Source organism: Sphingomonas hankookensis, from assembly GCF_022664465.1.
Classification (GTDB): Bacteria; Pseudomonadota; Alphaproteobacteria; order Sphingomonadales; family Sphingomonadaceae; genus Sphingomonas; species Sphingomonas hankookensis.
Genome location: NZ_JAKREV010000013.1, coordinates 1 through 26,113, shown reverse-complemented (window position 1 = coordinate 26,113; position 26,113 = coordinate 1). Strand labels below are relative to the sequence as shown.

Annotated in this window: 38 protein-coding genes; 36 read left to right on the top strand and 2 right to left on the bottom strand. The window is 66.8% G+C overall.

Annotation, left to right across the window (positions count from 1 at the left end; genetic code table 11):
* The 4 genes from MF610_RS18405 to MF610_RS18390 all read left to right on the top strand — a co-directional run.
* On the top strand, positions 1 to 1,265 hold a 1,265-nt coding region (locus MF610_RS18405; RefSeq protein WP_339328552.1), incomplete at its 5' end, for a group II intron reverse transcriptase/maturase.
* Positions 1,262 to 1,639, top strand: a complete 378-nt coding sequence (locus MF610_RS18400) for a DUF6927 domain-containing protein (protein WP_024310644.1) — start codon at positions 1,262 to 1,264, stop codon at positions 1,637 to 1,639. The genes MF610_RS18405 and MF610_RS18400, both read left to right, overlap by 4 nt.
* Positions 1,636 to 1,881, top strand: a complete 246-nt coding sequence (locus MF610_RS18395; RefSeq protein WP_079247040.1) for a hypothetical protein — start codon at positions 1,636 to 1,638, stop codon at positions 1,879 to 1,881. The genes MF610_RS18400 and MF610_RS18395 overlap by 4 nt, the downstream gene beginning before the upstream one ends.
* On the top strand, positions 1,878 to 2,396 hold the full coding sequence (locus MF610_RS18390) for a thermonuclease family protein (RefSeq protein ID WP_037447358.1): 519 nt from the start codon (positions 1,878 to 1,880) through the stop codon (positions 2,394 to 2,396). The genes MF610_RS18395 and MF610_RS18390 overlap by 4 nt, the downstream gene beginning before the upstream one ends.
* A gap of 63 nt (positions 2,397 to 2,459) precedes the next feature.
* Here the strand turns inward: MF610_RS18390 and MF610_RS18385 are convergent, their stop codons facing one another.
* On the bottom strand, positions 2,460 to 2,984 hold the full coding sequence (locus MF610_RS18385; RefSeq protein WP_016510268.1) for a hypothetical protein: 525 nt from the start codon (positions 2,982 to 2,984) through the stop codon (positions 2,460 to 2,462).
* A gap of 75 nt (positions 2,985 to 3,059) precedes the next feature.
* Between MF610_RS18385 and MF610_RS18380 the strand changes: the two genes are divergently transcribed.
* Positions 3,060 to 4,367: a hypothetical protein gene (locus MF610_RS18380; protein WP_242201763.1), complete on the top strand. Its 1,308-nt coding sequence runs from the start codon at positions 3,060 to 3,062 to the stop codon at positions 4,365 to 4,367.
* A 60-nt stretch (positions 4,368 to 4,427) separates the two neighbouring features.
* On the opposite strand, the gene MF610_RS18375 is transcribed toward MF610_RS18380, so the two are convergent.
* Positions 4,428 to 4,610: a CsbD family protein gene (locus MF610_RS18375; protein WP_024310649.1), complete on the bottom strand. Its 183-nt coding sequence runs from the start codon at positions 4,608 to 4,610 to the stop codon at positions 4,428 to 4,430.
* Between the two features lie 132 nt (positions 4,611 to 4,742).
* Between MF610_RS18375 and MF610_RS18370 the strand changes: the two genes are divergently transcribed.
* The 31 genes from MF610_RS18370 to MF610_RS18220 all read left to right on the top strand — a co-directional run.
* A complete protein-coding gene (locus MF610_RS18370; RefSeq protein WP_242201761.1) occupies positions 4,743 to 4,931 on the top strand; it encodes a hypothetical protein in 189 nt (62 codons plus the stop codon).
* Positions 4,901 to 5,308 (top strand): antibiotic biosynthesis monooxygenase, encoded by a 408-nt coding sequence (locus tag MF610_RS18365; RefSeq protein ID WP_196803788.1) that lies wholly within the window; start codon positions 4,901 to 4,903, stop codon positions 5,306 to 5,308. The genes MF610_RS18370 and MF610_RS18365 overlap by 31 nt, the downstream gene beginning before the upstream one ends.
* Positions 5,309 to 5,402: 94 nt before the next feature.
* Positions 5,403 to 6,071 carry a DUF7007 domain-containing protein gene (locus MF610_RS18360; RefSeq protein ID WP_242201760.1) on the top strand — a complete coding sequence of 223 codons (669 nt, stop codon included), beginning with the start codon at positions 5,403 to 5,405 and terminating at the stop codon, positions 6,069 to 6,071.
* A 13-nt stretch (positions 6,072 to 6,084) separates the two neighbouring features.
* Positions 6,085 to 6,639, top strand: a complete 555-nt coding sequence (locus tag MF610_RS18355) for a hypothetical protein (protein WP_242201758.1) — start codon at positions 6,085 to 6,087, stop codon at positions 6,637 to 6,639.
* Between the two features lie 16 nt (positions 6,640 to 6,655).
* A complete protein-coding gene (locus MF610_RS18350; RefSeq protein ID WP_010408937.1) occupies positions 6,656 to 7,861 on the top strand; it encodes a helicase HerA domain-containing protein in 1,206 nt (401 codons plus the stop codon).
* Positions 7,858 to 9,132, top strand: coding sequence for a hypothetical protein (locus MF610_RS18345; protein ID WP_024310654.1), 1,275 nt, complete (start codon positions 7,858 to 7,860; stop codon positions 9,130 to 9,132). Before MF610_RS18350 ends, MF610_RS18345 begins: the two co-directional genes overlap by 4 nt.
* Positions 9,129 to 9,314 (top strand): hypothetical protein, encoded by a 186-nt coding sequence (locus tag MF610_RS18340; protein WP_024310655.1) that lies wholly within the window; start codon positions 9,129 to 9,131, stop codon positions 9,312 to 9,314. Before MF610_RS18345 ends, MF610_RS18340 begins: the two co-directional genes overlap by 4 nt.
* 93 nt (positions 9,315 to 9,407) lie before the next feature.
* A complete protein-coding gene (locus MF610_RS18335) occupies positions 9,408 to 11,105 on the top strand; it encodes an ATP-binding protein (RefSeq protein ID WP_062126492.1) in 1,698 nt (565 codons plus the stop codon).
* Between the two features lies 1 nt (position 11,106).
* Positions 11,107 to 11,301 carry a hypothetical protein gene (locus MF610_RS18330; RefSeq protein ID WP_242201756.1) on the top strand — a complete coding sequence of 65 codons (195 nt, stop codon included), beginning with the start codon at positions 11,107 to 11,109 and terminating at the stop codon, positions 11,299 to 11,301.
* Positions 11,298 to 12,263, top strand: coding sequence for a hypothetical protein (locus MF610_RS18325; protein WP_242201754.1), 966 nt, complete (start codon positions 11,298 to 11,300; stop codon positions 12,261 to 12,263). The genes MF610_RS18330 and MF610_RS18325 overlap by 4 nt, the downstream gene beginning before the upstream one ends.
* Positions 12,264 to 12,306: 43 nt before the next feature.
* Positions 12,307 to 12,666 (top strand): DUF3768 domain-containing protein, encoded by a 360-nt coding sequence (locus MF610_RS18320; RefSeq protein ID WP_242201752.1) that lies wholly within the window; start codon positions 12,307 to 12,309, stop codon positions 12,664 to 12,666.
* A gap of 50 nt (positions 12,667 to 12,716) precedes the next feature.
* Positions 12,717 to 13,721 (top strand): deazapurine DNA modification protein DpdA family protein, encoded by a 1,005-nt coding sequence (locus MF610_RS18315; protein ID WP_242201750.1) that lies wholly within the window; start codon positions 12,717 to 12,719, stop codon positions 13,719 to 13,721.
* Positions 13,722 to 13,732: 11 nt separating this feature from the next.
* Positions 13,733 to 14,539 carry a Mom family adenine methylcarbamoylation protein gene (locus MF610_RS18310; protein WP_037447341.1) on the top strand — a complete coding sequence of 269 codons (807 nt, stop codon included), beginning with the start codon at positions 13,733 to 13,735 and terminating at the stop codon, positions 14,537 to 14,539.
* A gap of 77 nt (positions 14,540 to 14,616) precedes the next feature.
* Positions 14,617 to 14,910, top strand: coding sequence for a hypothetical protein (locus MF610_RS18305; RefSeq protein WP_024310661.1), 294 nt, complete (start codon positions 14,617 to 14,619; stop codon positions 14,908 to 14,910).
* A gap of 16 nt (positions 14,911 to 14,926) precedes the next feature.
* On the top strand, positions 14,927 to 15,241 hold the full coding sequence (locus MF610_RS18300) for a hypothetical protein (protein ID WP_010409090.1): 315 nt from the start codon (positions 14,927 to 14,929) through the stop codon (positions 15,239 to 15,241).
* Positions 15,242 to 15,305: 64 nt separating this feature from the next.
* Complete coding sequence (locus MF610_RS18295; protein WP_010409093.1) at positions 15,306 to 15,815, top strand: hypothetical protein; 510 nt, start codon at positions 15,306 to 15,308, stop codon at positions 15,813 to 15,815.
* A gap of 44 nt (positions 15,816 to 15,859) precedes the next feature.
* Positions 15,860 to 16,576, top strand: coding sequence for a hypothetical protein (locus tag MF610_RS18290; RefSeq protein ID WP_037447337.1), 717 nt, complete (start codon positions 15,860 to 15,862; stop codon positions 16,574 to 16,576).
* 6 nt (positions 16,577 to 16,582) lie between these two features.
* Positions 16,583 to 17,704, top strand: a complete 1,122-nt coding sequence (locus MF610_RS18285; protein WP_037447334.1) for a phosphoadenosine phosphosulfate reductase domain-containing protein — start codon at positions 16,583 to 16,585, stop codon at positions 17,702 to 17,704.
* Between the two features lie 24 nt (positions 17,705 to 17,728).
* Positions 17,729 to 18,277, top strand: a complete 549-nt coding sequence (locus MF610_RS18280; RefSeq protein WP_037447332.1) for a hypothetical protein — start codon at positions 17,729 to 17,731, stop codon at positions 18,275 to 18,277.
* Complete coding sequence (locus tag MF610_RS18275) at positions 18,274 to 18,468, top strand: hypothetical protein (protein ID WP_024310583.1); 195 nt, start codon at positions 18,274 to 18,276, stop codon at positions 18,466 to 18,468. Before MF610_RS18280 ends, MF610_RS18275 begins: the two co-directional genes overlap by 4 nt.
* A gap of 72 nt (positions 18,469 to 18,540) precedes the next feature.
* Complete coding sequence (locus MF610_RS18270; protein ID WP_037447327.1) at positions 18,541 to 18,825, top strand: hypothetical protein; 285 nt, start codon at positions 18,541 to 18,543, stop codon at positions 18,823 to 18,825.
* Positions 18,826 to 18,848: 23 nt separating this feature from the next.
* The gene (locus MF610_RS18265; RefSeq protein WP_024310585.1) at positions 18,849 to 19,367 is read left to right on the top strand and encodes a hypothetical protein; all 519 of its coding nucleotides are present in this window, start codon (positions 18,849 to 18,851) and stop codon (positions 19,365 to 19,367) included.
* Between the two features lie 113 nt (positions 19,368 to 19,480).
* Entirely contained in the window at positions 19,481 to 20,008 is a 528-nt protein-coding gene (locus tag MF610_RS18260) for a hypothetical protein (RefSeq protein WP_197419142.1), read from the top strand.
* A 111-nt stretch (positions 20,009 to 20,119) separates the two neighbouring features.
* Entirely contained in the window at positions 20,120 to 20,695 is a 576-nt protein-coding gene (locus MF610_RS18255) for a DUF736 domain-containing protein (protein ID WP_322788197.1), read from the top strand.
* Positions 20,696 to 21,016: 321 nt separating this feature from the next.
* Entirely contained in the window at positions 21,017 to 21,469 is a 453-nt protein-coding gene (locus MF610_RS18250) for a hypothetical protein (RefSeq protein WP_066760095.1), read from the top strand.
* 180 nt (positions 21,470 to 21,649) lie between these two features.
* Positions 21,650 to 22,126: a DUF736 domain-containing protein gene (locus tag MF610_RS18245; protein WP_037447318.1), complete on the top strand. Its 477-nt coding sequence runs from the start codon at positions 21,650 to 21,652 to the stop codon at positions 22,124 to 22,126.
* A gap of 139 nt (positions 22,127 to 22,265) precedes the next feature.
* Positions 22,266 to 22,577, top strand: a complete 312-nt coding sequence (locus MF610_RS18240; protein WP_016510718.1) for a prevent-host-death family protein — start codon at positions 22,266 to 22,268, stop codon at positions 22,575 to 22,577.
* A complete protein-coding gene (locus MF610_RS18235) occupies positions 22,552 to 22,959 on the top strand; it encodes a hypothetical protein (RefSeq protein WP_035386729.1) in 408 nt (135 codons plus the stop codon). Before MF610_RS18240 ends, MF610_RS18235 begins: the two co-directional genes overlap by 26 nt.
* 688 nt (positions 22,960 to 23,647) lie before the next feature.
* A complete protein-coding gene (locus MF610_RS18230) occupies positions 23,648 to 23,986 on the top strand; it encodes a single-stranded DNA-binding protein (protein WP_010409121.1) in 339 nt (112 codons plus the stop codon).
* 138 nt (positions 23,987 to 24,124) lie between these two features.
* A complete protein-coding gene (locus tag MF610_RS18225) occupies positions 24,125 to 24,598 on the top strand; it encodes a hypothetical protein (protein ID WP_242201747.1) in 474 nt (157 codons plus the stop codon).
* Between the two features lie 572 nt (positions 24,599 to 25,170).
* A partial coding sequence (locus MF610_RS18220; protein ID WP_242201746.1) for an SLOG family protein occupies positions 25,171 to 26,113 on the top strand: 943 nt, incomplete at its 3' end.

Sequence of the window (26,113 nt, the reverse complement as noted above, 5' to 3'; positions counted from 1 at the left end):
GTCATAGGCAGGATCAGGGCTACTTCCCCAACCAGCGCTTCATCTTAGCGCCGAACTTTGATGGCACCGATATCGCCCGTCCAAGTCGTAAAAGGGTTCAGTACGATCCGCGATTACCCCATGTTCTATGTCCTGACCCCATGCTGCGGGCCAAAGACAATGTCGACGAGGTGAAGGTTGCGGCCTCCTTGGCCAAAATCCAAACCTTACTGCCGCAAAAGCGGTCCATCCCGTCGAGAGACGCGATGGACCCCGGTTATCGCCGACTTCGTTACTGTCGCTACGCGGACGACTTCATGATTGGGGTTATCGGTAGCAAGGAGGATGCACGAAGCGTGTTCGCCGAAGTCAGGGCATTCCTGACCGAGGCGCTGGCGCTCACGGTGTCCGAGGAGAAAAGCGGTATCCGCAAGGCGAGCGATGGAGCCGCCTTCCTTGGATATGAGGTCCGCACATATACGACACGCCAACGGGTTGTCCGGAGCCGACAAGGTTCCGTCAGCTTCCTTCGTAGGCCGCCGTCGGAAGTGATGCAGCTGCATGTCCCTTGGGAGAAGGTCCACGCGTTCGCTTCTGCAAAAGGTTATGGTGATCTGTCGGTGTTGAAGCCGCGTCATCGTAGCCTGCTGCTCAGCTGCAGCGACGTTGAGATCGTCCTAGCTTACAACGCCGAATTGCGGGGTTTTGCGAACTACTATGCTCTCGCCAAGGATGTGAGCTTCAAGCTGAACAGGCTTGAGTTTCTCCAGCGGTGGAGCTTGTTCAAGACCTTGGCCAGCAAGCACAAAACCAATGTGCGAGCGGTCGTGGCCCGCATGAGGACGGGGCAGGAATTCACCATCGGCTACGACGTCGATGGCCAGCCCCGATCGGTCAAAGTCTGGAAACTGGCTCATCTGAAACGTGATCCGGCCACCTCGTCCAGGATTGATATCCAGCCTTGGACGCAGGTGTTCACCCACTCACGTACGGACTGGGTTGATCGTCAGAATGCCAAGCAATGCGAGGCTTGCGGTCGATCCGATGTTCCGTGTCAGGTGCACCATATCCGGGGGATGGCCGATGTTTCGCACCGCGGTTTTGTCGTGAGAATGAAGGTGGCACGCGCCCGCAGGACGGTGGTCCTGTGCGAGCAATGCCACTGGGATACTCACAGAGGCCGCCTGCCCGATCTACGGCAAAGTGATGGTTCGTCACAGTGGAGAGCCGCATGCGGTGAAAGCTGCACGTGCGGTTCGGCGGGGGGATCAGGGCTGACTCCATGAGCAGCACCAATCCTACCCGACTGACCGAACACGCCGGGCCATGCGAGGCCGAATGCCCCGAGCGCATCCTCTCGCTGCTCGGCGATACCGACGATCCCGGTGCGCTCGACTGGCGCCGACGCTGCCTCGAGCGGCTCGCGACCCCGGTACGCCCGCTCGAACACGGCATGCACATCCGCTTGCCGAGCAAGGTCACCTTCGTTGACGGCTATGAGGGAGACGAGTTCATCGTCCACAAGCGCGGCCGCAAGATCTCGCTCGCGATCCCCGGCAACAGCTACCCGAAATATCGGATCGGCAACCTTCGCAAATGGGCGTGGACACTCGTGCCGCCCAAGCCCGAAACTCGCGTCCACAAGACGGTGTTCGGTTGATCGCCGACATCCCCCACGTCAGGATCATCGCCATGTCCGCCCCGTATCCGCCCGTCACACCCAGCCCGAAGCGGTCGCAGCTCTGCAGCCGCGCCCATGCCCAGCGCGTCGCCATGCGGATGTTCGATGCCGGCGCACGCCAGGTCTCGATCGTGCGCACCGGCGATCCGCTGCAACCCTTCCGCGTCCTCCCGGTCATCGTCGACGGACCGAACGTCGAAGTCGAATTGCGCTACGCATGAGGGGCGCCCTGCTCCTCGGCATCGCCGCGCTCGCCGCCTGCGGGGCAGGGGAACCCCAAGGCCGCGACGGGGCGACGATCACCGGCGAGGGGCGGGCGATCGACGGCGACACGGTCTCGGTCGATTTCCGCCTGTCGGGGGCCGACGCCTTCGAGCGCAAGCAGATGTGCTCGAAGGACGGTGCCTGCTATCCGTGCGGCAAGTTCGCGCAGGATTCCGCCTCGCGTATCCTCAAGAGCAGTGTCGCCACGATCCGCATGACCGGCGCGAGCAGCTACGGCCGTCCGATCGCCATCGTCACGGTCGACGGCTACGACCTGGGCGAGCAACTGATCCTCCAGGGTCTGGCGGTGCCGGCGACGCAATATCTGCGCGGCGATCCGCAGCGCGCCGCGCGCTATGTCGCTGCGGCCGAACAGGCGCGATCAGCGGGCCGCGGCGCCTATGCGGGAGAATTCATCGATCCGGCGCGCTGGCGGCGCGGGGAACGGCTCGCGTGCGAGGCGCGTTACTGATATCCCCCCCTGGAAGAGGCGGTCCGGCATGCTCCCTTGCCGAACCGCCTTTTCTTTTTGTCGTCAGCCCTTGAGCTTCGGACCGGGGCCACGATCGTCGGAATCGTAATCGGGTCCCGGGTCATGCGACCAGGACGCGCCGATCGCGAACGCGGGGTCGAAGCGGCCCAACGGACCATCCGGCTCGGCCGCGACATACGGATTGACCAGCGGCTTCACCGGCAGCTTGTTGCGATAGATGTGCCCGGCGATGCGACCGCGCGCCTCCAGCAGCTTCTCCAGCCAGACGAGATCGTCGAGCATGGTCACGACGCCCTTGCCGGCGACGCAATAATAGAGGCACCGCTGGAAATCGTCGCACGCGGTGCTGAGGATCGTGGTCAGCTTGACCTTGCCCTCGTTCTCGCCCTCGTGGATCCATTCGAGCGATTCCCGCAACTCGCGCGCCGAGAGATACGCATCCTCCGGATTGCTGCCGATGCACGCCCCCGCGAGCATGCGCCGGGTAACGCGAATATCCAGATCGACCGACAATTCGGTGAGCACCGCATCGAGGTCGAACTCTCCGATAAATTCCGAACGCTTCATGGCCAGCTCCTTTGTTCATTGAACGTAACGTGAACAAAGGCGACAAGGCAAGCATTATGGAGTAGCTTCACCACCATGTGGCTCGTCCCACGCGATACCCGGGGTCTTACCCTGCGCTCGCCCGTACCCGACGTGGTGCGCGAGGCGCTGGTGCGCTGGTACACAGGCGAAGGCGAGGACAGCGATCACCGCGCCTCGGTCATCATGGTGGTCAAGGCACGCGATCATCACCAGTGGATAGCCTGCGACTGCCTGGGGGAGGGGACGGACCCGCCGCTACTCTCGCCGGCCTATCTCTCCGAAGCCGAAACCTATTACCTGCGCCGGCTCACCAGCATCCGCCAGCGTCGCCCCGAACATGACGTCGACTGCCCGTTCTTCCGGGAGCAGGCGCCGCCCCGCATCCGCGAGAAGGCGACCACCACCCCGCGCACGATCAACGAGCCCGACGGGCTGTTCTCGGCGCACCGGCTCGCCCCCGAGAAGCTGGCGCAGCTCCCTGATGACAGCGAACCCGACGATCGCACCCGCGGCGTCGCGATCCCGCGCCTCGCGCGCCTGCTGTGGCAGTTGATGGAAATGGCGCAGGTCAACGTCGTCGAACCACTCGAGGTCGGCGAGCCGCGCACGACATCGATGGCGAGCGAGTTCGCGGCGATGCGCGCCGCGGCCGAGCGGGTCCAGATCGCACCGGGCATCCCGCTCGCGCGCCATCTCTACACCCATATCGACCCCTATGAACGCGGCGTCGTGTTCGCGAAACTGCGCGAGGCGGCGAAGAAATGGCCGAGCGAGCACGCCCCGCAGGCCTTCCTCCTCCTGTATGCGATCGACGTCTCCGGCTCGACCATCACGCTTGCCGAAGGGCGCGAGCTGATCGTCAAGAACCGCATCCGCCACATCGGCGTCCACCAGCGCCACATCGGACCGCCGTATCTGGTCCTGGCCGTCGTCGGCGAGCACAACCCGCGCGAGGGCTATGCGTGCCTGCGCGCCTATGCGCAGCCGATCGCGCGCCCCGCCAATTTCGTCGCGATCCACAATCTCGCCGAACGCAAGACGATCGTCGGCCTGCTCGATCTCCAGTACCGGCTTCGCCGGCGCGGCATCGGCGTCGGATTCAAGCGCCTCCTGTTCGACATCGCGACGTCGATCGGCGACGTCCGCCCCGACCTCATCCTGGACCTGCGGGACTTCACCACCGGCGAGGTGATCGAGGCGGCGCTGGAAGTCGTCACCGGCGACAATCCCGATGCGCTGGGGCTGAAGCTGCGCCAGGTCGAAAAGCTGCGTGAGATCGCGCCCGTCGTGACGATCCATGCCGAGGATCTCGAAGGCGATAATCTGGAAAGCGCCGTTCTCGATCAGCTTCATATCGGCTGATACCGAAAAGGCCGCCCCGGTTTCCCGAAACGGCCCTCGTCTTCACACCGGAATCTGCGGTCAGATGTTGTCGCCGAGCGCGCCCTTGACCGAGCCCTTTACGTCCTGAGCGGACCCCTTCAGCTTCTGGGCCTTGCCCTCCGCTTCGAGGCTCGCGTTGTCGGTCGCCTTGCCGATCCCTTCCATGACGTTGCCGGCCAGCTTGTTGCCCGCAGCGTTCACCTTGTCGGTTGCTTCACCCATGATCGAACTCGTTTGAGCGATATGTTGATGGGTGAAAACCAGTACCCACCAGCCACGGTTCCGTAATGGCTGGCGTACCGCTGTTCTCCCGGATACTCCTTTCGAGCCCGATCACCGGGCAGGAGATTAGGGATGCGCACAATCGTCGCCGCTACTGCCGCGCTTTCACTTCTCGCTGGTGTCCCGGCACTTGCCGCCCCCTGCAAGGATGCCAAGGGCCGCTTCGCCAAATGTCCCGAGAAGCCCGCCAAGCCCACGCGCTGCAAGGATGCCAAAGGCAAGTTCGCCAAGTGCGGCACGCCCGGCAGCAAACCCGCCTGACCACCATGCCGGACCGGGTGCCCCCGGTCCGATCCTTCGCATCCGGGAGAGAACGCCTGACCAGCTCCGTCTACAAGGTCGACAAGTTCGCCGTCCCTGCCGCCAGCATCGACGCCTTCGTCGCGAAGCTTACCGAGACGCATGCCTTTCTCGACGATATGGAGGGCTGCATCCAGAACCTCATCCTCACGCAGGAAAGCGGCCCGGGCGGCTATAACATCGTGACCATCGTCGAGTGGCGCGACCAGGCCTGTCTCGACCGTGCCAGATCGCTCGCGGCCGAACGGTACCGCGAAAGCGGCTTCGAGCCGGCGACCATGATCGATGCGCTCGGCATCCGGGCGGACCTCGGCAACTATCGCGTCGTCGAGCATTGAACGGCCCTCGGCCGCCGGCGAGGAGACCGGGACGCCTCTTCGCCCGGTAGAGGAGGGGGAGGGATAGCTGTCAGATCCATGAGGGAGATGACAGATGACCCGGTTCAAGCCCAGCCCCCGACCCGACACGACCCCTTGGGACACGCCCGATCGCGCCGACCAGGTGCTGCCCGGCATCTGGCGCGTGTGGACGCCCAGCCATGGCGGCTATGTCCTGTCGGACGAACGCCAGTCCGCGATGCCCGACGCGCTGCGCCGCGACGATCCGTTTTATGAGGAAGACGTCGATTACGCGCTGGTACTCTACGCCTTCGGCAGCGAGTTTCGCCGCTTACCCATCCCCGGCATCGCGCTGCAGGTCGAGAACGCGCGCCGGTCGGTGCGCTGCTGGCATCCCGACCGCTGGACCGCGCTGACCGGCGAGGACGTGCCGGTCCACGACAGCCACGTCGTTCGCCGCCGCGCCGCCTATCAGGCGATCATCGGCCAGTATGAGAGTGTCTCGGCGTCGGGTTCCTGGGCGGACTGGGTGCCCGAGAGCAAGGTCGGCTGCGTCTTCCGCCGCGTTGTCAGCGTCGATGCGCTCGGCTTCGCGCGCCACGAAGGCGAGCCGATCCACGGTCTCGTCGACAAGGACCGCTACGAACGCCGGCAGATGCCCGAGACGTTCGAGAGCCTGGACGCGGTCCGCGTCGAGAGCACCGCACCGATCTCCAAGCAGGTCGACGCGAGCGCGCTCGCGCACCTCCTCCCCAGCGCCTGAAAGGACCGCCACGATGAGCGTCTATCTCTATCTGTTCCACGGCCGCGCCACGCCCGACGAGGACGTCGAAGACTGGGGCTGCGAAGGCCCCGCGATCGGCCCGCTCGACTATGTCCATACCACCTACGGCAGCGAGGTGAAGATCCGCGGCGCGGAGGCGATCCTGGAAAAGTTCTTCCCGGATACGGAAATTCATTTCCACGACGGCTACGGCGAACACGCCATTCAGCTCGCCGGCGACTGCTTGCCCTACGACGGCAAATTCTACGGTGACTGGTCGATCTGCACCGGGGATCGCTTGTGCTCGCCTGCCGCCTCCCGGGTCAAGCCGGTGTGCGACGACTGCGGCAGCGACAACGTCACCAAGGACGCCGTCGCGGCCTGGGATGAGCCCGAACAGGCCTGGGTGCTGCTCAGCACCTACGATTCCACCACCTGCCAGGACTGCGAGCGCGAAAGCGACGACATGCTCGAATGGCGGACGCTCGATGGTGCGCCCGCTCCCGATCCCGACGCTCCCGCCATCCCAGCCAACGATCCGGCGCCCCCTGATGCCGACGCCGCCTGACCCGGAGGACCACGCCATGACCTGTGTCACCCCGATTCGCGCGCCCGAGGCCGCGGACAATCGCGTACCGCTCGGCCATCATTCGACCGGCACGCTCAGCCTCGACCTCGATCGCCTGCTTGCCGGACGCCTGCTCATCCAGGGCAGCTCCGGGGCGGGCAAGAGCAGGACCTTGCGCCGGATCATCGAGGAGGCGTTCGACTATACGACGCTTGCGATCGTCGACCCCGAGGGGGAATTCGAGAACCTCGCCCGCCATATCGGCGCGACCACGATCCGCGCGGTCGAACTCACCGCCGACGGGCTGACGGCCGCGGCGACGCGCAGCCGGCGACATCGGCTGTCGATGCACATCGACCTCACCGACCTCGATCCCGACCAGCGGATCATCAAGGCAGCCGCGTTCTTTGCCGGCCTGGTCGGCGCACCGCGCGAGGACTGGGCGCATACCATGCTGGTGTGCATCGACGAGGGCCATCTGCTCGCACCGCATGTCGCCGGTTCCGCGCTCGATGCCGATGCCCGCCGGCTCGGCGTCGCCACCCTGACCGACCTGTGCGCGCGCGGCCGCAAGCGCGGTCTCGCCCCCGTCATCGCCACCCAGCGCCTCGCGAAGCTCTCCACCTCGGTCGTGTCCGAGCTGCAGAACGTGCTGGTCGGGCTCAACGTCTTCGACCGCGACATCGCGCGCGCGGCCGACCTGCTCGGCTTTCCCGCGCGTGACGCCGACCTGCTGCGCAACCTCGCCCCCGGCGATTTCTTCGCGATGGGTCCGGCGCTGTCGGCAACCCCGGTGCTGGCGCATATCGATCCCACCATCACCGAACATCTCGGCAAGACCCCGGAACTGCGTGCCGCCGCGTCCGTCGATGCCGACGAGGCGGCGAAGCTGCTCGATCTCGCGGGCCTGGCCGAGGTCGCGGACCACGGCCCCGCCATCGCCCTCAAGGGCACGCGCGCGCTCGACGCGTTCCTGCTCGATCCCGCTGCGACCGACGCGGCCGCGATCATGGACGCGCTGAAGCGCATCTCCCCCAACGCCAGCACCGCGCGCGACCTCGCACGGCACCTGTCGCTCGACGCCGAGCGCACCGACCGCGCGCTCAACCTCCTGTCGGCGATCGCCGCGGTCGACACCATGCCCAAGGGCGACGACCGCATCGCCCGCCTGCATGCACGGCTGCGCGCGCGGCTGAGCGACGTCGCCGTGGTGTCGCTGTGACCGACCTCGCGCCCGATATCGTCGAGCTGGTCGCGTGTCCGAAGCTGCCCGAGCCGTGCGGGCGCCTGCGCGAGATGCCGTTCCGGCACGATGCCTGGACCCCCGACGAGATCGCCACGGTCGAACGCATGTTCTGCGACGACGCCGCGATCGACGACATCGTCGCCGCGCTCGGTCGCGGCCGCGCCGGCGTGCGCGACAAGATCGCCAAACTGGGCCTGCGCCGCAATTCGTCGCGTCCGTGGTCGACCGACGAAGACGCATGGCTCACCCGCGAATATGGCCTTCGCCCCACGGCCGATCTCGCTGGAGATCTCGGCCGCGCCTGCACCAGCGTCTATGCCCGCGCGGGCGTGCTCGGGCTGACCGAAGGAAATCCTCCAAAATGGAGCGACTGGGAGGATGCCCAGCTGCGCGCCGGCTACGCGCAGGCGATCCCGATCGCACAGATCGCCACGCTGATCGGACGCCCGCTGTCCGGCACCGCGACCCGTGCCAACGCGCTCGGTTTGCGCCATCCCAACAAGCCCGCTGACTGGACCGAGGCCGAGGCGACGCGGGCGCTGACGCTGGCCGGGGAGGGGCTTCGTTATATCGCGATCATCGACATTCTCGCCACAGAGGGCTTTCCGCGCAGGACCAAGGCTGGCTTCGGGCCGCACCTGCGCAAGCTCGGCTATGGACGGGGATGGGGCCGCAACTGGACCCCTGACGAAGACACACTGCTCATCCGCGCCTATGCCGACGGGGCAAGCCTGACCCCGCTCACGACTAGGCTCGGCCGCACGAAATGCTCTATCCGCTGGCGCGCCGACTATCTCGGGTTGCGCGGCACACATGCCAACCGCGACGGGTTCCGGGGCGGGCCGGTGTGGAGCGACAATGATCTGGAAAGGCTGCGCGACCTTTACGGCACGATGCCGATGGACGCCCTGGCGACGAAGATGGGTCGCACCAAGGCTTCGCTGTTCACGCGCGCGAACATCCTCGGCCTTGTCCACGGCTATCACCGGAAATGGACCGAAGAGGAGATCCGGGCGCTGCGCATCGCGCACGACTTCGGCGTCGCGCTGCCTGATGTTGCGGCAGCGATCGGCCGCAAATATCCAGCGGTCCACAAATATGCCGAAAAGCACGAGCTTCGCTTCTCGCGTCGCCCGCGCCGCGCAGCCCCCTGGACGCTCGCCGAAATTATCGCGCTCGATCCTTCGGGAACGGGCGTCACCGACCATGTTGCCATCCCCGGCACAATCGATGAGGAAAAGCCATGACGCCGCTTCGCCTCGCCCGCGATATCGCAACCGGCGCGCCGATCGACCGCGACACCCGGCGTGCCCGCCTCCTCGCGGCGCGGCGCTATGCGATCAACTCGGTCCCGCGTCGCGGTATCCTCAGCGGTCACTGGGACGCGGGCACCGTGGTCGGCGCGTTCCGCGACGGCAAGGCAGGCTGACCAGGGCTCGGCCCGATGCGCCGATGAAGGAGAGAGGGAGCGGGGAGGGAAGGCGTGACGGACGCCTGAGCCCTTTTCCAGGAGCGCACTCCCATGATTCCCGCCACCATCGCGACCGCGGTCGCCCCCGAGACGATCGCCAAGGTCACGCGCCTGTTCAACAATACCGCGTTCGACGTCATCTGCGAACTCCTCCAGAACGCGCGCCGCGCCGGTGCGACCGGCGTCGCGCTCGCGCTGAACGGCGCCGGCGCCGAGCACTTCCTGCACATCACCGATGACGGCCACGGCATCGCCGATCCGGTGAGCATCGTCACGCTCGGCCGCTCGGGCTGGTCCGACGAGACGCGCCGCGCCGAAGATCCCGCCGGCATGGGCGTGTTCAGCCTCGCAGGCCGCGACGTCATCATCCGCTCCTTCTCGAAACCCGACCGCCAGGGCTGGATGGCGCATATCCCGGCCTCGGCGTGGGAGACGAGCCGCCCGATCGCGATCGAACCCGATCCGATCATGCGCGGCACCGCGATCACCGTGCGCGTGCCCGACGAGTGGCTGAAGACGCTCGAGCGCGACGTGGCCCGCGCCGCCAAACATTATCCGGTTCCCGTGACCTGGAACGGCGCGGTCCTTCCGCAGGAGGACTGGCTGAAGGACGCGGTCCATGTCGAGGAATGGTACGGCGTGCGCATCGGCGTGTTCCAGAAACACCCCTCGCATTATTCCTCGCGCGACGGACGCCTCAACTTCCACGGGCTGACCATCCCGTGCGACCTGCCGTATGTTCAGGAAGTCGACCGGGGCGGCCACTGGATCGCGCGGGTCGACATCTTCGACGCGCCGCAAATCCAGCTCGTCCTCCCGGCGCGCAAGGAAGTGGTCGAGAACACCGGCATCGCCGCCCTGCGCGATGCGGTCCGGCTCGCGATCTACCGCGCGATCGAGGCCGCGGGGACGCACCGGCTGTCGGCGCATGACTGGCGCGAGGCGCGCTCGCTCGGTATCGCACTACCCGAAGCCGAGCCCTATCTGTTCGCATGGACCGCCTATGCGGCCGACAGCTCGCGCAACTACGAGAGCGGCGCACGCGTGACCGACACCGGCATGGTGCTGATGCCCGACTTCGATGCGCTGATCGGCCAACCCGCGCAGGCGGCGATCGCGAAGCATAATCCGTTCGGTGGTCCGCTGGTCGAGGCCCAGGACGCGTTCAAGGGCTATGGCTGGTACGATATCCTCGCCCGTGTCGAGGATATGCGGTTCCGCGTCACCCAGGGCGACCGCACCTTCATCGTCTCCGACAGCCGCGAAGCGCCCGCCGAGGCGGAAAACGGTTGGGTCGAGGCTATCACGCTCGAGGCGACGATGAGCCACGCCGGCGCATTCATCGAGGTATCGACCGACGCGGATGTCGCCTTCGCACCCGACCAATGGTCGTGCAACTCGGTCGACGAGACGTCCGTCTTCGTCCGCCGGGGCAGCGAAATCACCGCGCTCGGCGTCGCCGACATCCTCGAAAGCGCGATCTTCTATGCCAGCGACGACAGCGATGCCGACAGCTACGATACGCAGCTCGAGCGCTTCCAGGCCGATGCCGCCGAACGAATCATCGGCCTGCTCGAAGGCGACGATGCCGCGCTTGAGAACCGCATTCGCGACAAGCTGGCGGGGCATTATTTCCTCGTCCCCGAGGACCGGACGGTCACCGTCGTCATCAATCGCGACCGGCTCGACGTGACGATCACGCCCCGCGCGGTTCCCGCCGCGCCCAAGGCCGCGGCGGAGGACGCGTGACATGGCGCGCTACAACCACGCCTACACGCTCGCCTTCAGCCTCGTCTCGAACGACGACAAGAGCCACGACGTCGATGCGCGCCAGCTGAAGGCGGCGCTGCTCGCACGGATCGAGAATCTCGACGAGGAGGGTAGCTGGATCGAGTCTGCCGGTGCGCCCTATGACACCTATCTAGAACCAGAGGAGGCGCCATGACCGGCGCGCCAGTTCCGGTCGTGCCGCTGGCGCCGCCGCCACCAGTGGTGCTGGCCTACGGCATCGGCGTCGACAGCACCGCGCTGCTGATCGAGAAGCACGCGCGCGGCGAAGCGCCTGACCTCGTGCTGACCGCCGATACCTCGGTCGAGAAACCGGCGACCTACGAATATCTCGACGTGATCCGGCCCTGGATGCGCGACCGCGGTATCCGTTTCGAGCTGGTCAGCTATGTCCCGAAGCGATTCAAGCACTGGCCGCCCTATTACGGCATCCTCGAGATGTGCCTGACCAATGCCACGCTGCCGAGCAAGTCGCTCGGCGGGTCGAGTTGCAGCCTCAAATACAAGAAGGCGCCGCAGGACAAATTCCTGTCGACCTGGCAACCAGCGGTCGACGCTTGGGCGCGCGGGCAGCGCGTCGTTCGCCTGATCGGCTATGACGCCGGACCGCGCGACACCGCGCGCGCCAACCATGCGCTGTCGATCGACGATCCGCTGTACGACTGCGAGTACCCCTTGCGCGAATGGCGATGGGACCGGCCCGACTGCGTCGCCCGCATCCAGGCCGAGGGTCTGCCGGTGCCACCCAAATCGGCGTGCTGGCTGTGCATCGCCAACCATCCGAGCGAAATCCGCGGCCTCCCGCAATGGTGCCTGCGACTCATCGTGCTGGTCGAGGCACGCGCCGCCCCGCGACTGCACACGGTCGAGGGCCTGTGGCGCAAATCGACCCGCGCGCGCCCGGGATCGATGACCGCCTTCATCCGCGACGAGCACCTCCTGCCGGCTGACGAGATCGACCGGATCATCCGCGATGCGCCGCTCGACCTCATCCGGTTCCAGGATGTCGCGGCCGTCATCCCGCTCGGCGAGCGCCCGACGATGGGCGACTGGCTCGACCGCTTCCATGCGGCCTTTCCCGAACGAGGCCGGGGACGAAGCGACGCGCTCGCCGCCTGAAGTCCCCGCCACCATCGCTATCGACCAAACGGAGGATCATCACATGATTTCGACCGCTACCGAAACGCGCCTCGAAGCCGTGGCCCGGCTCAACGACCGTTGCCGCCAGGGGTTCGACCGCACCGCGAAGATCGTCATGACGCGCGCGTGCCTCGCCGCGCTGTCGAACGGTACACTTGCCTCGGAAGCCGTTGCTCAGGCGCATGTCCTGCAGGCGCTGCGCCGCTACACTTTCCCGGCCGACTGCCCCGAGCGAGATCGCGGCCAGTTCGAAGTGTCGGGGGAGACGATACACTTCCGTATCGATTATTATGACGTGGCGCTGGAATGGGGATCGGAAGACCCCGCCGACGCCAGCATCACGCGCCGCGTTCTCACGCTCATGCTGCACGAGGATATGTGATGTCTGCTGTCAGGATGACCGCCAGCTATCCGCTAGCTGGCAGCTAGACGATGGCGATCCAAATCATCCTCGGCCTGCCGCATCTCGCAAACGGGCCTATCCTTCAGCGCGCGGTCATGCTGCAAGCGCCGGTGCTGATCTCGGCCAATTGTCTGTCGCGCTGGCGCAAGGCCGATGGCTGGCGCGAGTGGTCGGGATGGCGCACCGGAACGCTCGCCAACGCGCGACCGCTCGCCAGCGTCGACCTCGATTCCGCCGGTTACACCATGATGGTCCGCTATGGCGGGCTTCCCTGGAGCATCGCCGATTACATGGCGCTCGCCGCGTCATGGCCGTTCCGACGCATCTCGTCGGTCGATTACTGCTGCGAAGAGGGCGTTGCCCACGACCGCGAGGAAGTGCTCGACCGCATCGCGCGCACCACCGCCACCAACCGAGAATGCTTTGCCCGCGCCGACGACTTGGCCATCCGCGACCGGCTGATGCCCGTGCTGCAGGGCCGCGTGCCCGACGACTACGTCCGTTCACTCGACGCGATCGGCGGTCTGATCCTGCCCGGCACCGTCGTCGGCATCGGCAGCATGTGCCGGCGACCGATCCACGGTCCCGAAGGGCTGATCGCCGTCGTCGAGCGGCTGACCCGCATCCTGCCGATCGGCGTCAAGGCGCACCTCTTCGGGGTGAAAGGCGATGCCCTGCCGTACCTCACGCCGTTCGCACGCTGGATCGCCTCGATAGACAGCCAGGGATGGGGCGTAGGCGTGCGACAGCACGCGCTCAGGCATCGCATCGCCAAGACCGACGCGCTCGGCGCCGACTTCATGGAACGCTGGTATCGCACGCAATGCGCGCGAACGCTCGAAACACCGCGACACCTGCCCGAGGCCGCGGCGTCTACTCCACCGCCACCAACCGCCGACCCCTGGGAACGCGCGATCGCGCAGGCTCGCGCCGAGATCCGCGCCCTGATCGAGAGCGGCGACCTCGATCACGATGAGATCACCACCGGATGGATCGAGACCTGGGCGGCCGAGATCTACGCCGACGCGGCCTGACGGAGGTAACCATGCTCACCGACCGCTCCCAGCGCTGGCGCGACCGGCGCAGCTTGTTCGTTGCCGGCGACAGCGTGATCGACCCGCGCCGCTACGCCGTCGATGTCGTCGCCCATGATACTGCCCGCGCATTCCTCGCCGACCATCATTACCTCCCGCGCTATCCCGCCGCCCAGCTCGCCTGCGGGCTGTTCGGTCCGGGCGACCCGGGCAGATCCGCGTTGGTCGGTCTCATCGTGTTCGGCGTGCCGGCGACCGGCGCGGTCATCACCCGGCACACCGGGTATGCCGATCCCGCTCGGGGCTGCGTACTGCAACGGCTCATCTGCCTGCCCTCGGTCGCCGCGAACGGCGAAAGCTTCTTCACGTCGCGCGCCTTCCGCCTCCTGCGCCTCGCCAAGCCCCGGATCGACGCTGTCGTCAGCTTCTCCGATCCCGCCTTCGGCCATTGCGGCGTCGTCTATGCCGCGCTGTCGGGCGCCTATCGCGGCCGCACGAGGCCGCGGACGGTGCTGCGCATCGCCGGCGAGATGATCTCGGAGAGAACGCTGTCGAAGATCCGCAACCTCGAATCCGGCCATGCCGGGGCGATCGACCAGCTGGTGCGGCTCGGTGCGCCGAGGCCGGAGGCGCACGAACACCCCGCCGACTGGCTCGCGCGGCTCCGTGCCGACAATCTGCTCCGCCCGCACCGGCAAAGCCCGCTGTTCACCTATTGCTTCGAGCTGACGCGCGACGCCCGGCGCACCGCGCGCGATCTGCCCCGGCTTGCCTATCCGCGCCGGAGCGACGCGATCCGCGAAATCCTCGCGGCATGATCCCCGCGCCAGCGGCGCGAGGGAAGGGGAGCGGGAGCGGGCGGCATGTCACCGACATGCCGGAAGGAGCACCGCCCGTGGATATCCATCTCGCCATCGCCAGCGTCCAGGCCGACGCTGCCCGCATCGCGCGCTACACCGATCGACGCGACCGTTTCCTCGATGCGCTGGACTGGTCCGCGCTCGACGAACAGACCGCGCGCGAGGCCGCGATGCTCGACGATCTGCTCGCCGGCGATCTCGCCGACGCCGCGCTCTACATCCTCTGGCTGGAAGAACGCCTCGCCAGCGGCGAAACCGATGTTCCAGGCGTTCTTCGCTTCTACCCGCACCCGCGCCCCTGGCACGCCGAGTGGATCTCGCTGCACTGACCCTGAAAGGATCGCCATGAGCCGCCACCAGTTTCCCGGTATCGAACCCGGCACCAGCGTCAGCATCGGGTGGGACCGCCCGCTTGGCACCTTCTTCGTCCAGGTGCTGCGCCCGCACCCGCATCTCACGGGTGAGGACGAAACCGTCGCATGGCATGGCGCGCACCCCGGCGAGCTGACCACAGCGGCCGCCGCGGTCACCATCGCCTCACGCTGGGCCGATCTTCCCGCCGATCTCGCGATCACGCTCGAGACCGACCGGCTGATGACCCTCGGCCAGTCCGATGGCGAGGCGCAGATCGCCATCAAGCGCCGCTTCTTCGGCGACTGAGTACCCGACAAGAAAGGGGAGGGGGATGGGGCGCGTCGATCAATGACGATCGACGGAGAGCCCCATGCCATATTTTATCGATCTCGGTGCCGGTCCCGCCGAGGAGGATTGCGCGCAACTCGGCCAGTCGCCCAACTTCGACAGCCTCAACCGCCTCGAAATCGCGGTCTACAAGTCCGCGCTGATCGCACGCTACGGCCCGCCGCCCCCGGGATGCCGCCTCGCCGGCCTGTCCAACCGACACGATTTCGGTCGCTATGTCGAACTCGTCCTCCATATCGAGAACGAGCTCGACGAGGCCGTCGCCGACTATGCGACACGCGTCGAGGAGGGACTCGCCACCTGGCGCGAGGCGGGCTTCACCGCGCCGGTCGAGTATAACGGCGAGACGCCCACCATCGTCCATGCCGATCCGGCCGATGCCGTCATCAGCGCGCTGCTGATTACCCGGCCCGGGCCGAACGGTCTTTTCCCGATCCCGGATTTCGCGGTCCTGCACGGCAATCTCACGCAGGCTTACCCCGCCGAGGCCGCGGCCGCCAACGCGCGTCTCGCCGAGGCCGCGGACGCCTGAGCGCGACCGCACAGAGCGATTTCCCATCATTTCGGAGCATTCCCATGGCGAACACCTACACCAAGGCCGCGTTCACGCTGACCATGAGCCACGCCGACGCGGCGTTGCTGACCATTGCCGAACAGGCAGTCGATATCCTCGACACCAACGGCGACGATGCCGACCTCGCCCACGAATATGACGCGCTCGATCCCGCGTTCCACGCCGTGTTCCCGGCGAAGGGGCCGATGAAGTTCGAAAGCTTCCTCGAGATATTCGACGATTGGCATTTCCCTTATCTCGACTGCGCGATCGACATCGACTGGAAAGGCGAAGACGGGAACGCGCGCGTATTCTTCAGCGGCGATCAATTCGGCGTCGAACAGGTCGCCCAGCTCATCTTCCGCGCTTGCAAGTCCGCGCTCCCCTGCGGGTTCGCATGGATCTCCGACTGCGACCGGCTGCGCCCCGGCGAGTTCGGAGGCGGCTGCGTCATCATTACCGACGCGGGGCTGACGTTCCACAGCACCCAGGACATCCTCGATCGCGCCGCGCGCAGCGCCGCAGCCGATCCCGACACCCATGGTCACGAGGGTCGCTTCGGTTTCGTGCTCGCCTCGCGCGACCAGAACGGCCACGCCGTCTTCTGGAACAACGACGACGGCTTCGGGGCACTCGCCAGCGCGACCGTGTTCTCGAAAGCCGAGGCCCGCGCACACGATCCGGTCATCGCCAACGACGAACCCGAGTGGCTGGCGCTGCCAGCGCCGCTCGCGGCCTGAACGGCCATGTTCATCGACATCGGACGCGGCCTGGTCGCCGGCCTTCCGGCCCTCGCCCTGCCGCCCGCCATCCTCGACGCGGTCGAACGCGGCGCATGGATCGTCTTCAACCTCTCGGGCGGCAAGGACAGCTCGGCCGCGATGTTCGCGGTCAACCTGATCCTCGATGCGCTCGGCCATCCGCGCGAGCGGCGTATCGCCATTCACGCCGACCTCGGCCGTGCCGAATGGGACGAAACGCCCGCGACGGTCGAGGATCTCGCGGCCCACGCCGGCGTCCCGCTGACGATCGTCCGGCGCAACGCCGGCGACCTGTTCGACCGCTGGGCCACGCGCTTTGCCAACGGCAAGGCGCGCTACGAGGCACTCGAAACCTATAATCTGATCGGTCCCTGGTCATCCTCGGCGCTGCGCTTCTGCACCTCAGAGATGAAAGCCCATGTCATCGGGCCGCACCTCGCCAGACTGCTGCGCGGCCAGACTATCATCAACGTGCTGGGACTGCGCCGCGACGAGAGCATCGCTCGGTCACGCACACCCGAATGGAAAGCAGACGCGCGCTACGCCGCTGCCGGCAATCCCCACGGCACCGCGATGATGCTGTGGAACCCGATCGCGCACTGGACGACACCACAGGTCTTCGCCGCGCACGATACGCTCGGCATCCCGCTGCACGTCGCCTACACCTGTTACCAGTCGTCGCGACTGTCGTGCCGCTTCTGCGTCCTCCAGTCGCTCGGCGACGCCCAGGCATCGGCTTCGGCACCGGCAAATCGTCCCGCGCTGCTTCACCTGGTCGACCTCGAGGCGACCTCGACCTTCTCGTTCCAGCCCGCGCGCTGGCTCGCCGACGTCGCACCGCGCCACATACCAGGTAATTTGAGGAACCGGATTACCGTTGCCAAGGCCGATGCGGCCGAACGGCGACGGCTCGAAAGCGCGATGCCGCCCGACCTTCGCTACGTCAGAGGCTGGCCACCGCGCGTCCCCACCATCGAGGAGGCCGGTGTCGTCGCCGCTTCGCGCGCGCCGATCCTCGCTCGGCACGGTCTCGCCAACCTCTATCCCGATGCCTGCGCGGTCCGTGACCGCTTCGCCGACCTCATCACGGTCAAACGCGCCGCCTGATCCCCATCATCAAGGAGTCCCGACATGGCCGATATCACCGATCTCCCCGTCATGACGCGCGACGACGCGATCGCCGCGGGCTTCGCCGGTTACAACGACGTGCCGCACAAGCCCATCGACGTGCCTGACGGCGCGTTCACGATCACGGCGAAGACCAGCGAGGGTCGCCGCGTGACCTTCTGCTTTCTCGAAAAGACTTATGGTGGCCCGCCGCGTTTCATCGACATCCAGTTCCACGATCGCGGCACCACGATCCCCAACGCCGATAACGGGGTATCACCCACCTTCAACGCGTTCGCGATCACGCGTGGCGGCAGGTTCGTCGCCGACAGTCGCCCGCTCGACGAGGACATCAAGCCCTCGATCCTCGTGCTCATGCTCGACAAGGCTGGGGAAGAACCCGCGCGATCCGCGACCAAACCGGCGCCGATGTCGGACACCGACCTCGCGGCTCTGCTGACCCGCGCGGCCGAAGTCGTGGCTGCGCCCGACAGCCGGATCGCCTCGGATCGCAACGCCCTTGCCGGCCAGCTCACGGCCGAGGCCGCGGTCAGGCGGGCGCGGCCGTCATGACCGCGCCCTCGCGCAGCGACGGCATGCACGTCGCCCATACCGCAACGGGGTGGGTCGTGTTCGACAACAGCCTTTCGCACCCCTCGCGCCTCTCGGGCGCCTATCCGTCGCGCGCCGCGGCGACCGCCCGCAAGCGGGCGCTCGCGCGTGCGCTGCGCCACCAGCGTCCCGACGACGCACCGGACGTCTGAGGAAGGGGAAGGCGGACCGGCTGTTGTGAACCGGGAGGATCATCCGACCCGGTGACAACCGGAGTTAACCCAATGCGCAGCATCCTCGCCTTCTACGAAATCGACCGTGAGTGGGGTGGCCCCGAGGAGGGGGGCTGGTGGTACGATACCGGCACCTTCGTCCGCGTGATCGCCCTCCATTACCATGACAAGGCCGCGGTCGCGGCGATGCGCCGCGCCAATCGCCTGCTCGACCGCCTGCAGCGGCATCGCCCGCCGGTGGATTCGGCCGCCTACACCGGCGGACGCTTCCGCGCCTTCAGCTTCTCCGGCCTCCCGCCCGCGCGGTTTCCCGCGCGTCGCCCGCAATATTCCTGATCCCAGCGAGAAAGGACCAGCGCATGTACCGCGTCCATTATTTCGACACCAGCGAAGCCGCGCATGACGCCTGTCTCGATGACGGTCCCTGCATCGAGGAAGGCGACGTTCTCGCCATCCTGTCGGAGGGCGTCATCGGTCTCGCCTCGACCGATCCGATCGCCGTCACCCTAGACCCCGGCGCACTGCGCATCGTCCGCCCGATGGCGATGGACGTGCTGCTAGCAGAACTCGTCCACGGCGCCTCCCAGATCCGCCGCGCGGTCGCGACCGCCCTCCTGCACCATTTGCCCGTGCAGCCCCATTTCCTCGCCTTCGTCGCGCCGGCGCTGCCCTATCCCTATCCGCAGACCGTCGTCGCGCTCTCGTTCGACGACATCATGCTGACGATCGACGCGATCGACCACCGCATCAAGACGCTCGAAAACCGGTTGGGCTCACTCGAATCCGACAGCGCGCACGCCTTCTTCCTGCAACGCTCGATCGATCACCTGTCGAGCGCCAGGAAGCGCCTCATGCGACATCCGCGACCGCCTCGCTGAACGACACGGCATCGCCCCGCGACGATGCCGGCACCGGCTGCGCCGGAAGGAGAGAGGGACCGGATCGGCATCCTGGACATGGGGTCCGGGCATTTTGCCGAAAGGTCACGATCATGTGCATCGATCCCAACGCCGAGCCCGTCGCCTTCGCGCTCGACACCAAACTCTGCCACCTCCTGCCGACGCTGACCGAGCCGCACCGCGAAGCCATCGCCCAGGATCTCGCGCGCACCGCCATCTTCATGGCGACCGCAATGGCGGCCGACATGGCGCAGGACGCGGTGAACGGCCTCGTGCCGATCCCGAAGATGCCGTCGCTCGGCAAGCCGCCCGCACCCGCGCTGGTCCCACAGGCGCAAACGCCGCGCGATACCGTGCTGCTGACCCCCGCGGTCGCGCCCGTCGTCACGATCAAGGCCAAAACGACCGACGTCACCGTCGCCGGCTTAGACCAGCGTCACGGCTACACCTTCGGGATCGACAACAAATCCGACCGGCTGATCGACATCCGCCACGCCGGCAAATGCTGGTGCATCGATCCGAGCGACGAGGCGACCGACGTCGTCAGCCGCGCGATCGGCGCGCTCGCCGCGGCACACGCCGATATCGGCACCGCCCTGACCGACAAGATCGGCCGATGATCGGCAGGCCCGGTCCGCGTCCCGCACGATCCACCGTCCGCGTGAAGACGCGGTCGGTGAGGGGCGCTCATCGCGCCCTGCCCGGCCGAAGGGCCGGGGAGGGGAGGAGGATTGAAGATCGGTGTCGAGGACATCGGGTCCAGCACGACATCAGGAGACGTTACGATGAACATCGGTCAGATCAAGCAGAACGACGCGGGCATTTTCATGGGCCGCATTTCCACACTCGCCGTCGCGATGACGATCGCACTGAAGCCCGTCCAGTCGTCCAACCCGCGCGCGCCGCGCTACGAGATCCACGCGCTCACCCCGGGCCGGACGTGGGTGCAGGTCGGGGCGTTCTTCGAACTCACCTCGAACAACACCGGCGAGGCGTTCCTCAACGGTCGCATCGACGATCCGTCGCTCGCCGCGCCGCTGCAGGTCTCGGCCTTCCGCCAGGACGACGGCTCGTACAACGTCGTCTGGCAGCGCGCCCAGAAGCGCCGCGACGTCGGTGCCGCGCTCGGCGTCAAGGCGGATGACGATCTGTCGCCGCCGTTCGGCGCCGATGGCGGCCCGGTCGACAACGGTCCCGGCCCCGATGCGGCCGCCACCGACACCGGACTGGGCGAAACCACCGCCCCGGTCGAGGAGCCGGTCGGCAAGGGCCGCGGTCGCCGCCAGCGCGTCGCCGAGGACGCCTGATCCACCCCCGGTGCCGTGCACTCCCTCACGGCACCGCATGGCGCACGGGCGCGCCCCCTTTCGCTCCCGCACGCCGAAACTCGGGGCGACGCCGGCACACGGCGTCGCCCTTTTTTTGCTTCATGGGCTCCAGTCCCGATTCAACACCGTATCGGATCGATAATTTAGCTATTCCTTCGCTTTATCGCCGTATAAGCACAGGATATCGCAGTTCGAACCTGGGCCACGCTCAAGGGAAGGGGGTGATGAATGGATAGCCGGGCGAATGGTGATGACACCGCTCGCGGGACCGGCACGTCCACTTCATCACGAGGTCCCGACATGGCCGACCGCGTCTCCGTCTCAATTACGATCGGGGGAAATCTGCCCGCCGACCAAGTTCCCAAACTCATCGAACTGGCGAATGCCTCGGGCCTCACTCTTGAGTGGGAGGGCGAAGCACTCTCCGACGACGACATCAAATCCGGCGAGCATCTCCGAATGCGAGCGCACGATGTGACAATCGGAGATGTCGACGAGATCGAGGAATTCTGCTGCACCAACGATCTCCCTTTCGTGTGCTGGACCGACGGATCAGCCGGGTCATTCAACCCTGAAACCATTATCTGGGTCGGCGAAGGGCCACGACACTCCTTCAACGCGACCGGTGACGGCAAAACGCTCATCAGCGAGGAAGAAGCCCGCGAACTCGGCTCCTATGAGGCGATCTTGAAGCATTTCGCCCTCGGATCGTTCGAACCGCCCGTACTGACGATCGTCCCAACCAACTCCTGAAGTTGACAACCTCCCAATCAGGCCCGGTCCGCGTCCCGCACGATCCACCGTCCGCGTGAAGACGCGGTCGGTGAGGGGCGCTCATCGCGCCCTGCCCGGCCGAAGGGCCGGGGAGGGGAGGAGGATTGAAGATCGGTGTCGAGGACATGGGGTCCAGCACGACATCACAGGAGACACGTCATGAACATCGGTCAGATCAAGCAGAACGACGCGGGCATTTTCATGGGCCGCATTTCCACCCTCGCGGTCGCGATGACGATTGCGCTCAAGCCGGTCCAGTCGTCCAACCCGCGCGCCCCGCGCTACGAGATCCACGCGCTTACCCCGGGCCGGACGTGGGTGCAGGTCGGGGCGTTCTTCGAACTCACCTCGAACAACACCGGCGAGGCGTTCCTCAACGGCCGCATCGACGATCCGTCGCTCGCCGCGCCGCTGCAGGTCTCGGCCTTCCGCCAAGACGACGGCTCGTACAACGTCGTGTGGCAGCGCGCCCAGAAGCGCCGCGACGTCGGTGCCGCGCTGGGCGTCAAGGCGGATGACGGCGAACCCGCGCTGCCCTTCACCGCCGATGGCCGTGACGTGGCGACCTCGGGCGCCGGCGATGACACCGGCGACGGTCTGGGCGCCAGCACCGCGCCGGTCGACGAAACGGTCTGACCGGCATCGGGCGGCGCTGATGCGTCGCCCGTGTCGCCACCCCGACGGGGATCGCTTCATCACCGAAGCGGTCCCTGTTGTCGTTTCTGGCTATTCCGCGCATACTGCGTATAATGCGCGTGATCCACAGGAGGCACTGATGGCTGCTACCGCCAGTGACGAGACCGTCAATCTCACCGATTTCCACAAGACCCCGGGCGTCTACGTCGACAAGAGCCAGCTCGCGCCGGTCATCCTGACCAAGCGCAACCGGCGCTTCGCCGCCGTCGTCAGCGCCGATTACCTCGACCGCGCCGAAGCTGCGCTTCGCGCGATCCACGGCAATCGCCGGGTCTATACCGAAGGGACATTCCCGGATGACTTCGCGGCCCGTCTTGAAGCCTCGCTCCCGACAGAAGCCGAACTCGCCGACGATCGGTGGGAGCGTGAGCGCGTCGACACCGCCGCCTGAACCCGGCGATGTCATCAACTACATCTATCTGTTTGCCCATGAAGCGGCTGCCGGTCGTGACGAGGGCGTCAAGGAACGCCCGGTTCTGGTAATCGCGTCAGATGCCAGAGGCGTCGCGGTCGTACCCATCACGACGAAGGGGGAGGCGCGATCCTCTCGCAGCGACCGGATACCCGATCCGGTCGCCAAGGCTATGGGCCTGCCGCGCGCCGGCGAAAGCCACGTCGTCGTCAACGACGTCAACGATTTCGACTGGCGCGGCCATGATGTCATCGACCTGAGGACCGGCAGCTTCATTTATGGGCGGTGCCCCCCGACGTATTTTCAGAAGATCGTTCGTGCCGTCCAGGCAAGCGCCGTCCGGGTAACCGATCGACGCTGACCGTTGGTTACGCCAACCCGAAGGACGACGCCCGCAGACGCCGCCCGATTCGCTGACCGGACGGATAGATCATCACAATCGGCGATGATCTCGCAGCCGGGCGGCGCGTAAAGCCGTCGCTGTCCTGCCAGCGGGTATCGGCAGGCGTCTAACCCCGATGGCGATGAGGACGCCCAGGTCCGATGCGGTTGCCGGCGATCGCCCTGGAGAGGGTCGGCCGTCGGGCGACCTTGCGGCATCCGGTCTCCTTGCCGGTGCGTCGTCGCCCGGGCGCGGCCGTCCTTGTCGAGCTTCGGAGCGGCACCACGTCGGTCAGCGAGCGACGCTGGCGGCACGCCTGCCTTCGCGCCGGGTCGTTCGGGGGTACGGGTCAGGCGACCGACATGAGCGGTTCACGAGGTTTGTCCATGGCAATGCCTGCGGGAACCTTGGGCTGATCGACGGCCCATCCGCCGTTTCGTGTCACCTGCGCCGCGCCCCGGGGCCTCGCAACCCCTTTGGCAGGGCCGTGTTGCCGCGCTTCGCGCGGCTGCCCGCACCACCCCTGCAAAAGGGGTTCCCCTCCGGTCGACCAGGCCCGCCGCCTGCGCGCCGGCCCAGCTCGCCCTCCGGTGCGACGCCCCGAACCGCGACGCCCTTCAGGTGACACCGGCGGACGGACCGCCGACCAACCCAAGGAGGCAATGCCATGAACAACGTGAACCTCGTCGGCCGCCTGACCCGCACCCCCGAACTGCGCGAAGTCAATCGCGCCACCAGCGTCGCGACCATCTTCGTGGCGACCGATCGCCCGAAGCTCAACAAGGACGGCCACACCTACAAAGGCGACGACGGCTTCACCGTCAAGGAGACCGAATACCACAAGGTCACCTGCTTCAACGGCCTCGCCAAGGCGATCGCCGGCAACCGCAAGAAGGGCGACCTCATCGCCATCGAGGGACGCCTGCACTACACCCGCTGGCAGGACAGCGACGGCAACGACCGCTACGGCTGCGAGATCATCGCCGATCGCGCCGAGTTCTACTGACCGGCCAGCGAACCGGGCGGCGTCTGCGGGCGTCGCCCTTCGCGCATGCTTCATCATCGCCCGCGCAGGACGCCTCGCCCACGGTGCTTCGCACCGCGGCCTTGCGCCAGCGCGCGCTCACCTGAAAGGTCCGGCACCATGACCGTCCAGCGCGACATGTTCGACGGCGACCCGTTCGCGCCCGAGCCGATACCTGCGGCACCGGACCCGGTCGCTCGGATCGACGAGCCGGCACCCGCCGGCGGCGACCACGACGGCAATGCCGTCGCGCTCGCCCCGCTGGCGGTGCCGTGCGGCTTCCGCAACCGTCGCAATGAACCCTGCCGGCGTCTCGCCGAGCGACCCATCCTGATGAACGGCCAGCCCTTCGTCCATCGTGGTCACCAGCTGCTCCAGTGTCCGCGTTCCTGCTGGCTAGACGATGACAGCGCGGTCGAGCCGGACATTGCTGACCGGATCGGTGAAGATATCCGGTTCGCAACCGAACCGGATATCCAGACCGACCCGCACGGCGAGGACCCCGATGCCAACCGCGATCCAGACGACCCGGGAATCCAGGAGATGCCGGATTACGATGCCGGGGATGACGGTGGCGAGTATGAATGGGACTGATCCTGCTGATCCTGCTGTGCTGGCTGTGGGACGGCCGTAGAGGGGCAGGGCGGGGCGTCCCGCCTTGTGGGCGGGACCGGGCTCTATTCGGCCCTGGCGGGCCTCACGGAGCCCCCTGGCGGGGTCTCCGCCCTGCGGGTGACGATCCCTATGCCGGCGCCGGGCGTCCTGCGCGCGGGCGGCGGCAGCTGGCTCGCCCTCCCGGGCTCACTGGCGCTGCCTTTGCGGCGCTGCGCCTGGCGGCGCATCACCGCCGCCCGTGCTCGGTCCGACCCGGCGTGCCCACCACAACATAATATTTTCTCTCTCTGTGATGAGGAAGTCTGGCATGCGGGGTTGGCGGGCCGTCAAGGACGCGCGGTCCCCCCAATTTTCACGCACCCTTCCGCCTCCGCTTCGCTCCGCCTCCAGGGCACGAGAAAATCGGCTCCCCCGCGCGCGAGCGTTAACCGGGGTCCGCGACCCTGCGGGCCGCGGCTTCCCGGTTAACGTCCCTGACCGCCCTGACCGCCGCATGCCGGATGAGATTCCTCACCGAGAGAAGGTGAGATTTTCAACTCATGGAGGCTATCATGACCAGGTACAGCAACTTCAACGACATGGGCCGCGCGATCAACGAGCGCCGCGCCGACGAGGACACCACCGAGACCTATCAGGGGGCGTTCATCGAGGCGAGCGAGATGGCCAAGCTTTCCATCGTCAGCGAAGCCGAGAAGCTGGACATGCCCGACCCGGAGCAGGCCGCGCACGCCGTCGAGCAGATGCTGGCGACGATGTTCGACGTGTTCCGCGACACCCGCATGGAAGAATTCGCCGCCGATCTCGCATGGGGTTTCGTCAACAGCTTCCACATGGTGGCCAAGCGCATCGAGGGGCGGGAGGATGACGCCGCCAAGAAGCTGGGCGACCTGGTGCGCAGCTACGACCCCTCGGAGATCTACGCGGTGGAACTCGAAGAAACCCAGCTGCTCTGCCAGACCCTCGAGAATTGCGCCGAGGCGATGCGCTGCATGCGGGACCACGCCGGGAACGTGTATCGCGTCGAGACCGGACGGCCCTTCTCGACCGTCCGCGGCAGCAGGGTGTCGTCCAAGCTGACCGCCTCGATGATCGACGGTGCCGACTATCTGGCGGCACGCGCGGCAAAGCGTCGGGACGAGCACAACCCGAGCGGCCCGATTGTCGCCTTCTCGGGCGGCATGGAATGGCACGACCACGAGCAGCTCTTCGAACGCCTCGACCAGATCAAGCGTCGCATCCCGTCGATGGTCCTGATGACCACCGCCATGAACAAGGGTGCCGACGCCATCGCAGCGTCGTGGGCGGCCTCGCGCGAGGTCAAGCTGGTGCGCATGTTCCTCGACAAGCGCCACGGCAACCGGGGCGGGTTCCTGCGCAACGACCGCATCGCCTCGCTGCGTCCCGTCGAAGCGATCGTCTGCGAAGGATCGGGCGTCCAGATCGACTTCGCGCGCAAGCTGCGAACCGCCGGCGTACCGCTCCACGTCTTCCGCA

What these genes read in the sequence shown, in the direction of transcription:
- MF610_RS18400 (WP_024310644.1), top strand. Translation starts at nt 1,262, where the DNA reads ATGAGCAGCACCAATCCTACCCGACTGACCGAACACGCCGGGCCATGC.
- MF610_RS18390 (WP_037447358.1), top strand. Translation starts at nt 1,878, where the DNA reads ATGAGGGGCGCCCTGCTCCTCGGCATCGCCGCGCTCGCCGCCTGCGGG.
- MF610_RS18385 (WP_016510268.1), bottom strand. Translation starts at nt 2,984, where the DNA reads ATGAAGCGTTCGGAATTTATCGGAGAGTTCGACCTCGATGCGGTGCTC.
- MF610_RS18380 (WP_242201763.1), top strand. Translation starts at nt 3,060, where the DNA reads ATGTGGCTCGTCCCACGCGATACCCGGGGTCTTACCCTGCGCTCGCCC.
- MF610_RS18375 (WP_024310649.1), bottom strand. Translation starts at nt 4,610, where the DNA reads ATGGGTGAAGCAACCGACAAGGTGAACGCTGCGGGCAACAAGCTGGCC.
- MF610_RS18370 (WP_242201761.1), top strand. Translation starts at nt 4,743, where the DNA reads ATGCGCACAATCGTCGCCGCTACTGCCGCGCTTTCACTTCTCGCTGGT.
- MF610_RS18360 (WP_242201760.1), top strand. Translation starts at nt 5,403, where the DNA reads ATGACCCGGTTCAAGCCCAGCCCCCGACCCGACACGACCCCTTGGGAC.
- MF610_RS18355 (WP_242201758.1), top strand. Translation starts at nt 6,085, where the DNA reads ATGAGCGTCTATCTCTATCTGTTCCACGGCCGCGCCACGCCCGACGAG.
- MF610_RS18350 (WP_010408937.1), top strand. Translation starts at nt 6,656, where the DNA reads ATGACCTGTGTCACCCCGATTCGCGCGCCCGAGGCCGCGGACAATCGC.
- MF610_RS18340 (WP_024310655.1), top strand. Translation starts at nt 9,129, where the DNA reads ATGACGCCGCTTCGCCTCGCCCGCGATATCGCAACCGGCGCGCCGATC.
- MF610_RS18335 (WP_062126492.1), top strand. Translation starts at nt 9,408, where the DNA reads ATGATTCCCGCCACCATCGCGACCGCGGTCGCCCCCGAGACGATCGCC.
- MF610_RS18330 (WP_242201756.1), top strand. Translation starts at nt 11,107, where the DNA reads ATGGCGCGCTACAACCACGCCTACACGCTCGCCTTCAGCCTCGTCTCG.
- MF610_RS18325 (WP_242201754.1), top strand. Translation starts at nt 11,298, where the DNA reads ATGACCGGCGCGCCAGTTCCGGTCGTGCCGCTGGCGCCGCCGCCACCA.
- MF610_RS18320 (WP_242201752.1), top strand. Translation starts at nt 12,307, where the DNA reads ATGATTTCGACCGCTACCGAAACGCGCCTCGAAGCCGTGGCCCGGCTC.
- MF610_RS18315 (WP_242201750.1), top strand. Translation starts at nt 12,717, where the DNA reads ATGGCGATCCAAATCATCCTCGGCCTGCCGCATCTCGCAAACGGGCCT.
- MF610_RS18310 (WP_037447341.1), top strand. Translation starts at nt 13,733, where the DNA reads ATGCTCACCGACCGCTCCCAGCGCTGGCGCGACCGGCGCAGCTTGTTC.
- MF610_RS18300 (WP_010409090.1), top strand. Translation starts at nt 14,927, where the DNA reads ATGAGCCGCCACCAGTTTCCCGGTATCGAACCCGGCACCAGCGTCAGC.
- MF610_RS18295 (WP_010409093.1), top strand. Translation starts at nt 15,306, where the DNA reads ATGCCATATTTTATCGATCTCGGTGCCGGTCCCGCCGAGGAGGATTGC.
- MF610_RS18290 (WP_037447337.1), top strand. Translation starts at nt 15,860, where the DNA reads ATGGCGAACACCTACACCAAGGCCGCGTTCACGCTGACCATGAGCCAC.
- MF610_RS18285 (WP_037447334.1), top strand. Translation starts at nt 16,583, where the DNA reads ATGTTCATCGACATCGGACGCGGCCTGGTCGCCGGCCTTCCGGCCCTC.
- MF610_RS18280 (WP_037447332.1), top strand. Translation starts at nt 17,729, where the DNA reads ATGGCCGATATCACCGATCTCCCCGTCATGACGCGCGACGACGCGATC.
- MF610_RS18275 (WP_024310583.1), top strand. Translation starts at nt 18,274, where the DNA reads ATGACCGCGCCCTCGCGCAGCGACGGCATGCACGTCGCCCATACCGCA.
- MF610_RS18270 (WP_037447327.1), top strand. Translation starts at nt 18,541, where the DNA reads ATGCGCAGCATCCTCGCCTTCTACGAAATCGACCGTGAGTGGGGTGGC.
- MF610_RS18265 (WP_024310585.1), top strand. Translation starts at nt 18,849, where the DNA reads ATGTACCGCGTCCATTATTTCGACACCAGCGAAGCCGCGCATGACGCC.
- MF610_RS18260 (WP_197419142.1), top strand. Translation starts at nt 19,481, where the DNA reads ATGTGCATCGATCCCAACGCCGAGCCCGTCGCCTTCGCGCTCGACACC.
- MF610_RS18250 (WP_066760095.1), top strand. Translation starts at nt 21,017, where the DNA reads ATGGCCGACCGCGTCTCCGTCTCAATTACGATCGGGGGAAATCTGCCC.
- MF610_RS18245 (WP_037447318.1), top strand. Translation starts at nt 21,650, where the DNA reads ATGAACATCGGTCAGATCAAGCAGAACGACGCGGGCATTTTCATGGGC.
- MF610_RS18240 (WP_016510718.1), top strand. Translation starts at nt 22,266, where the DNA reads ATGGCTGCTACCGCCAGTGACGAGACCGTCAATCTCACCGATTTCCAC.
- MF610_RS18230 (WP_010409121.1), top strand. Translation starts at nt 23,648, where the DNA reads ATGAACAACGTGAACCTCGTCGGCCGCCTGACCCGCACCCCCGAACTG.
- MF610_RS18225 (WP_242201747.1), top strand. Translation starts at nt 24,125, where the DNA reads ATGACCGTCCAGCGCGACATGTTCGACGGCGACCCGTTCGCGCCCGAG.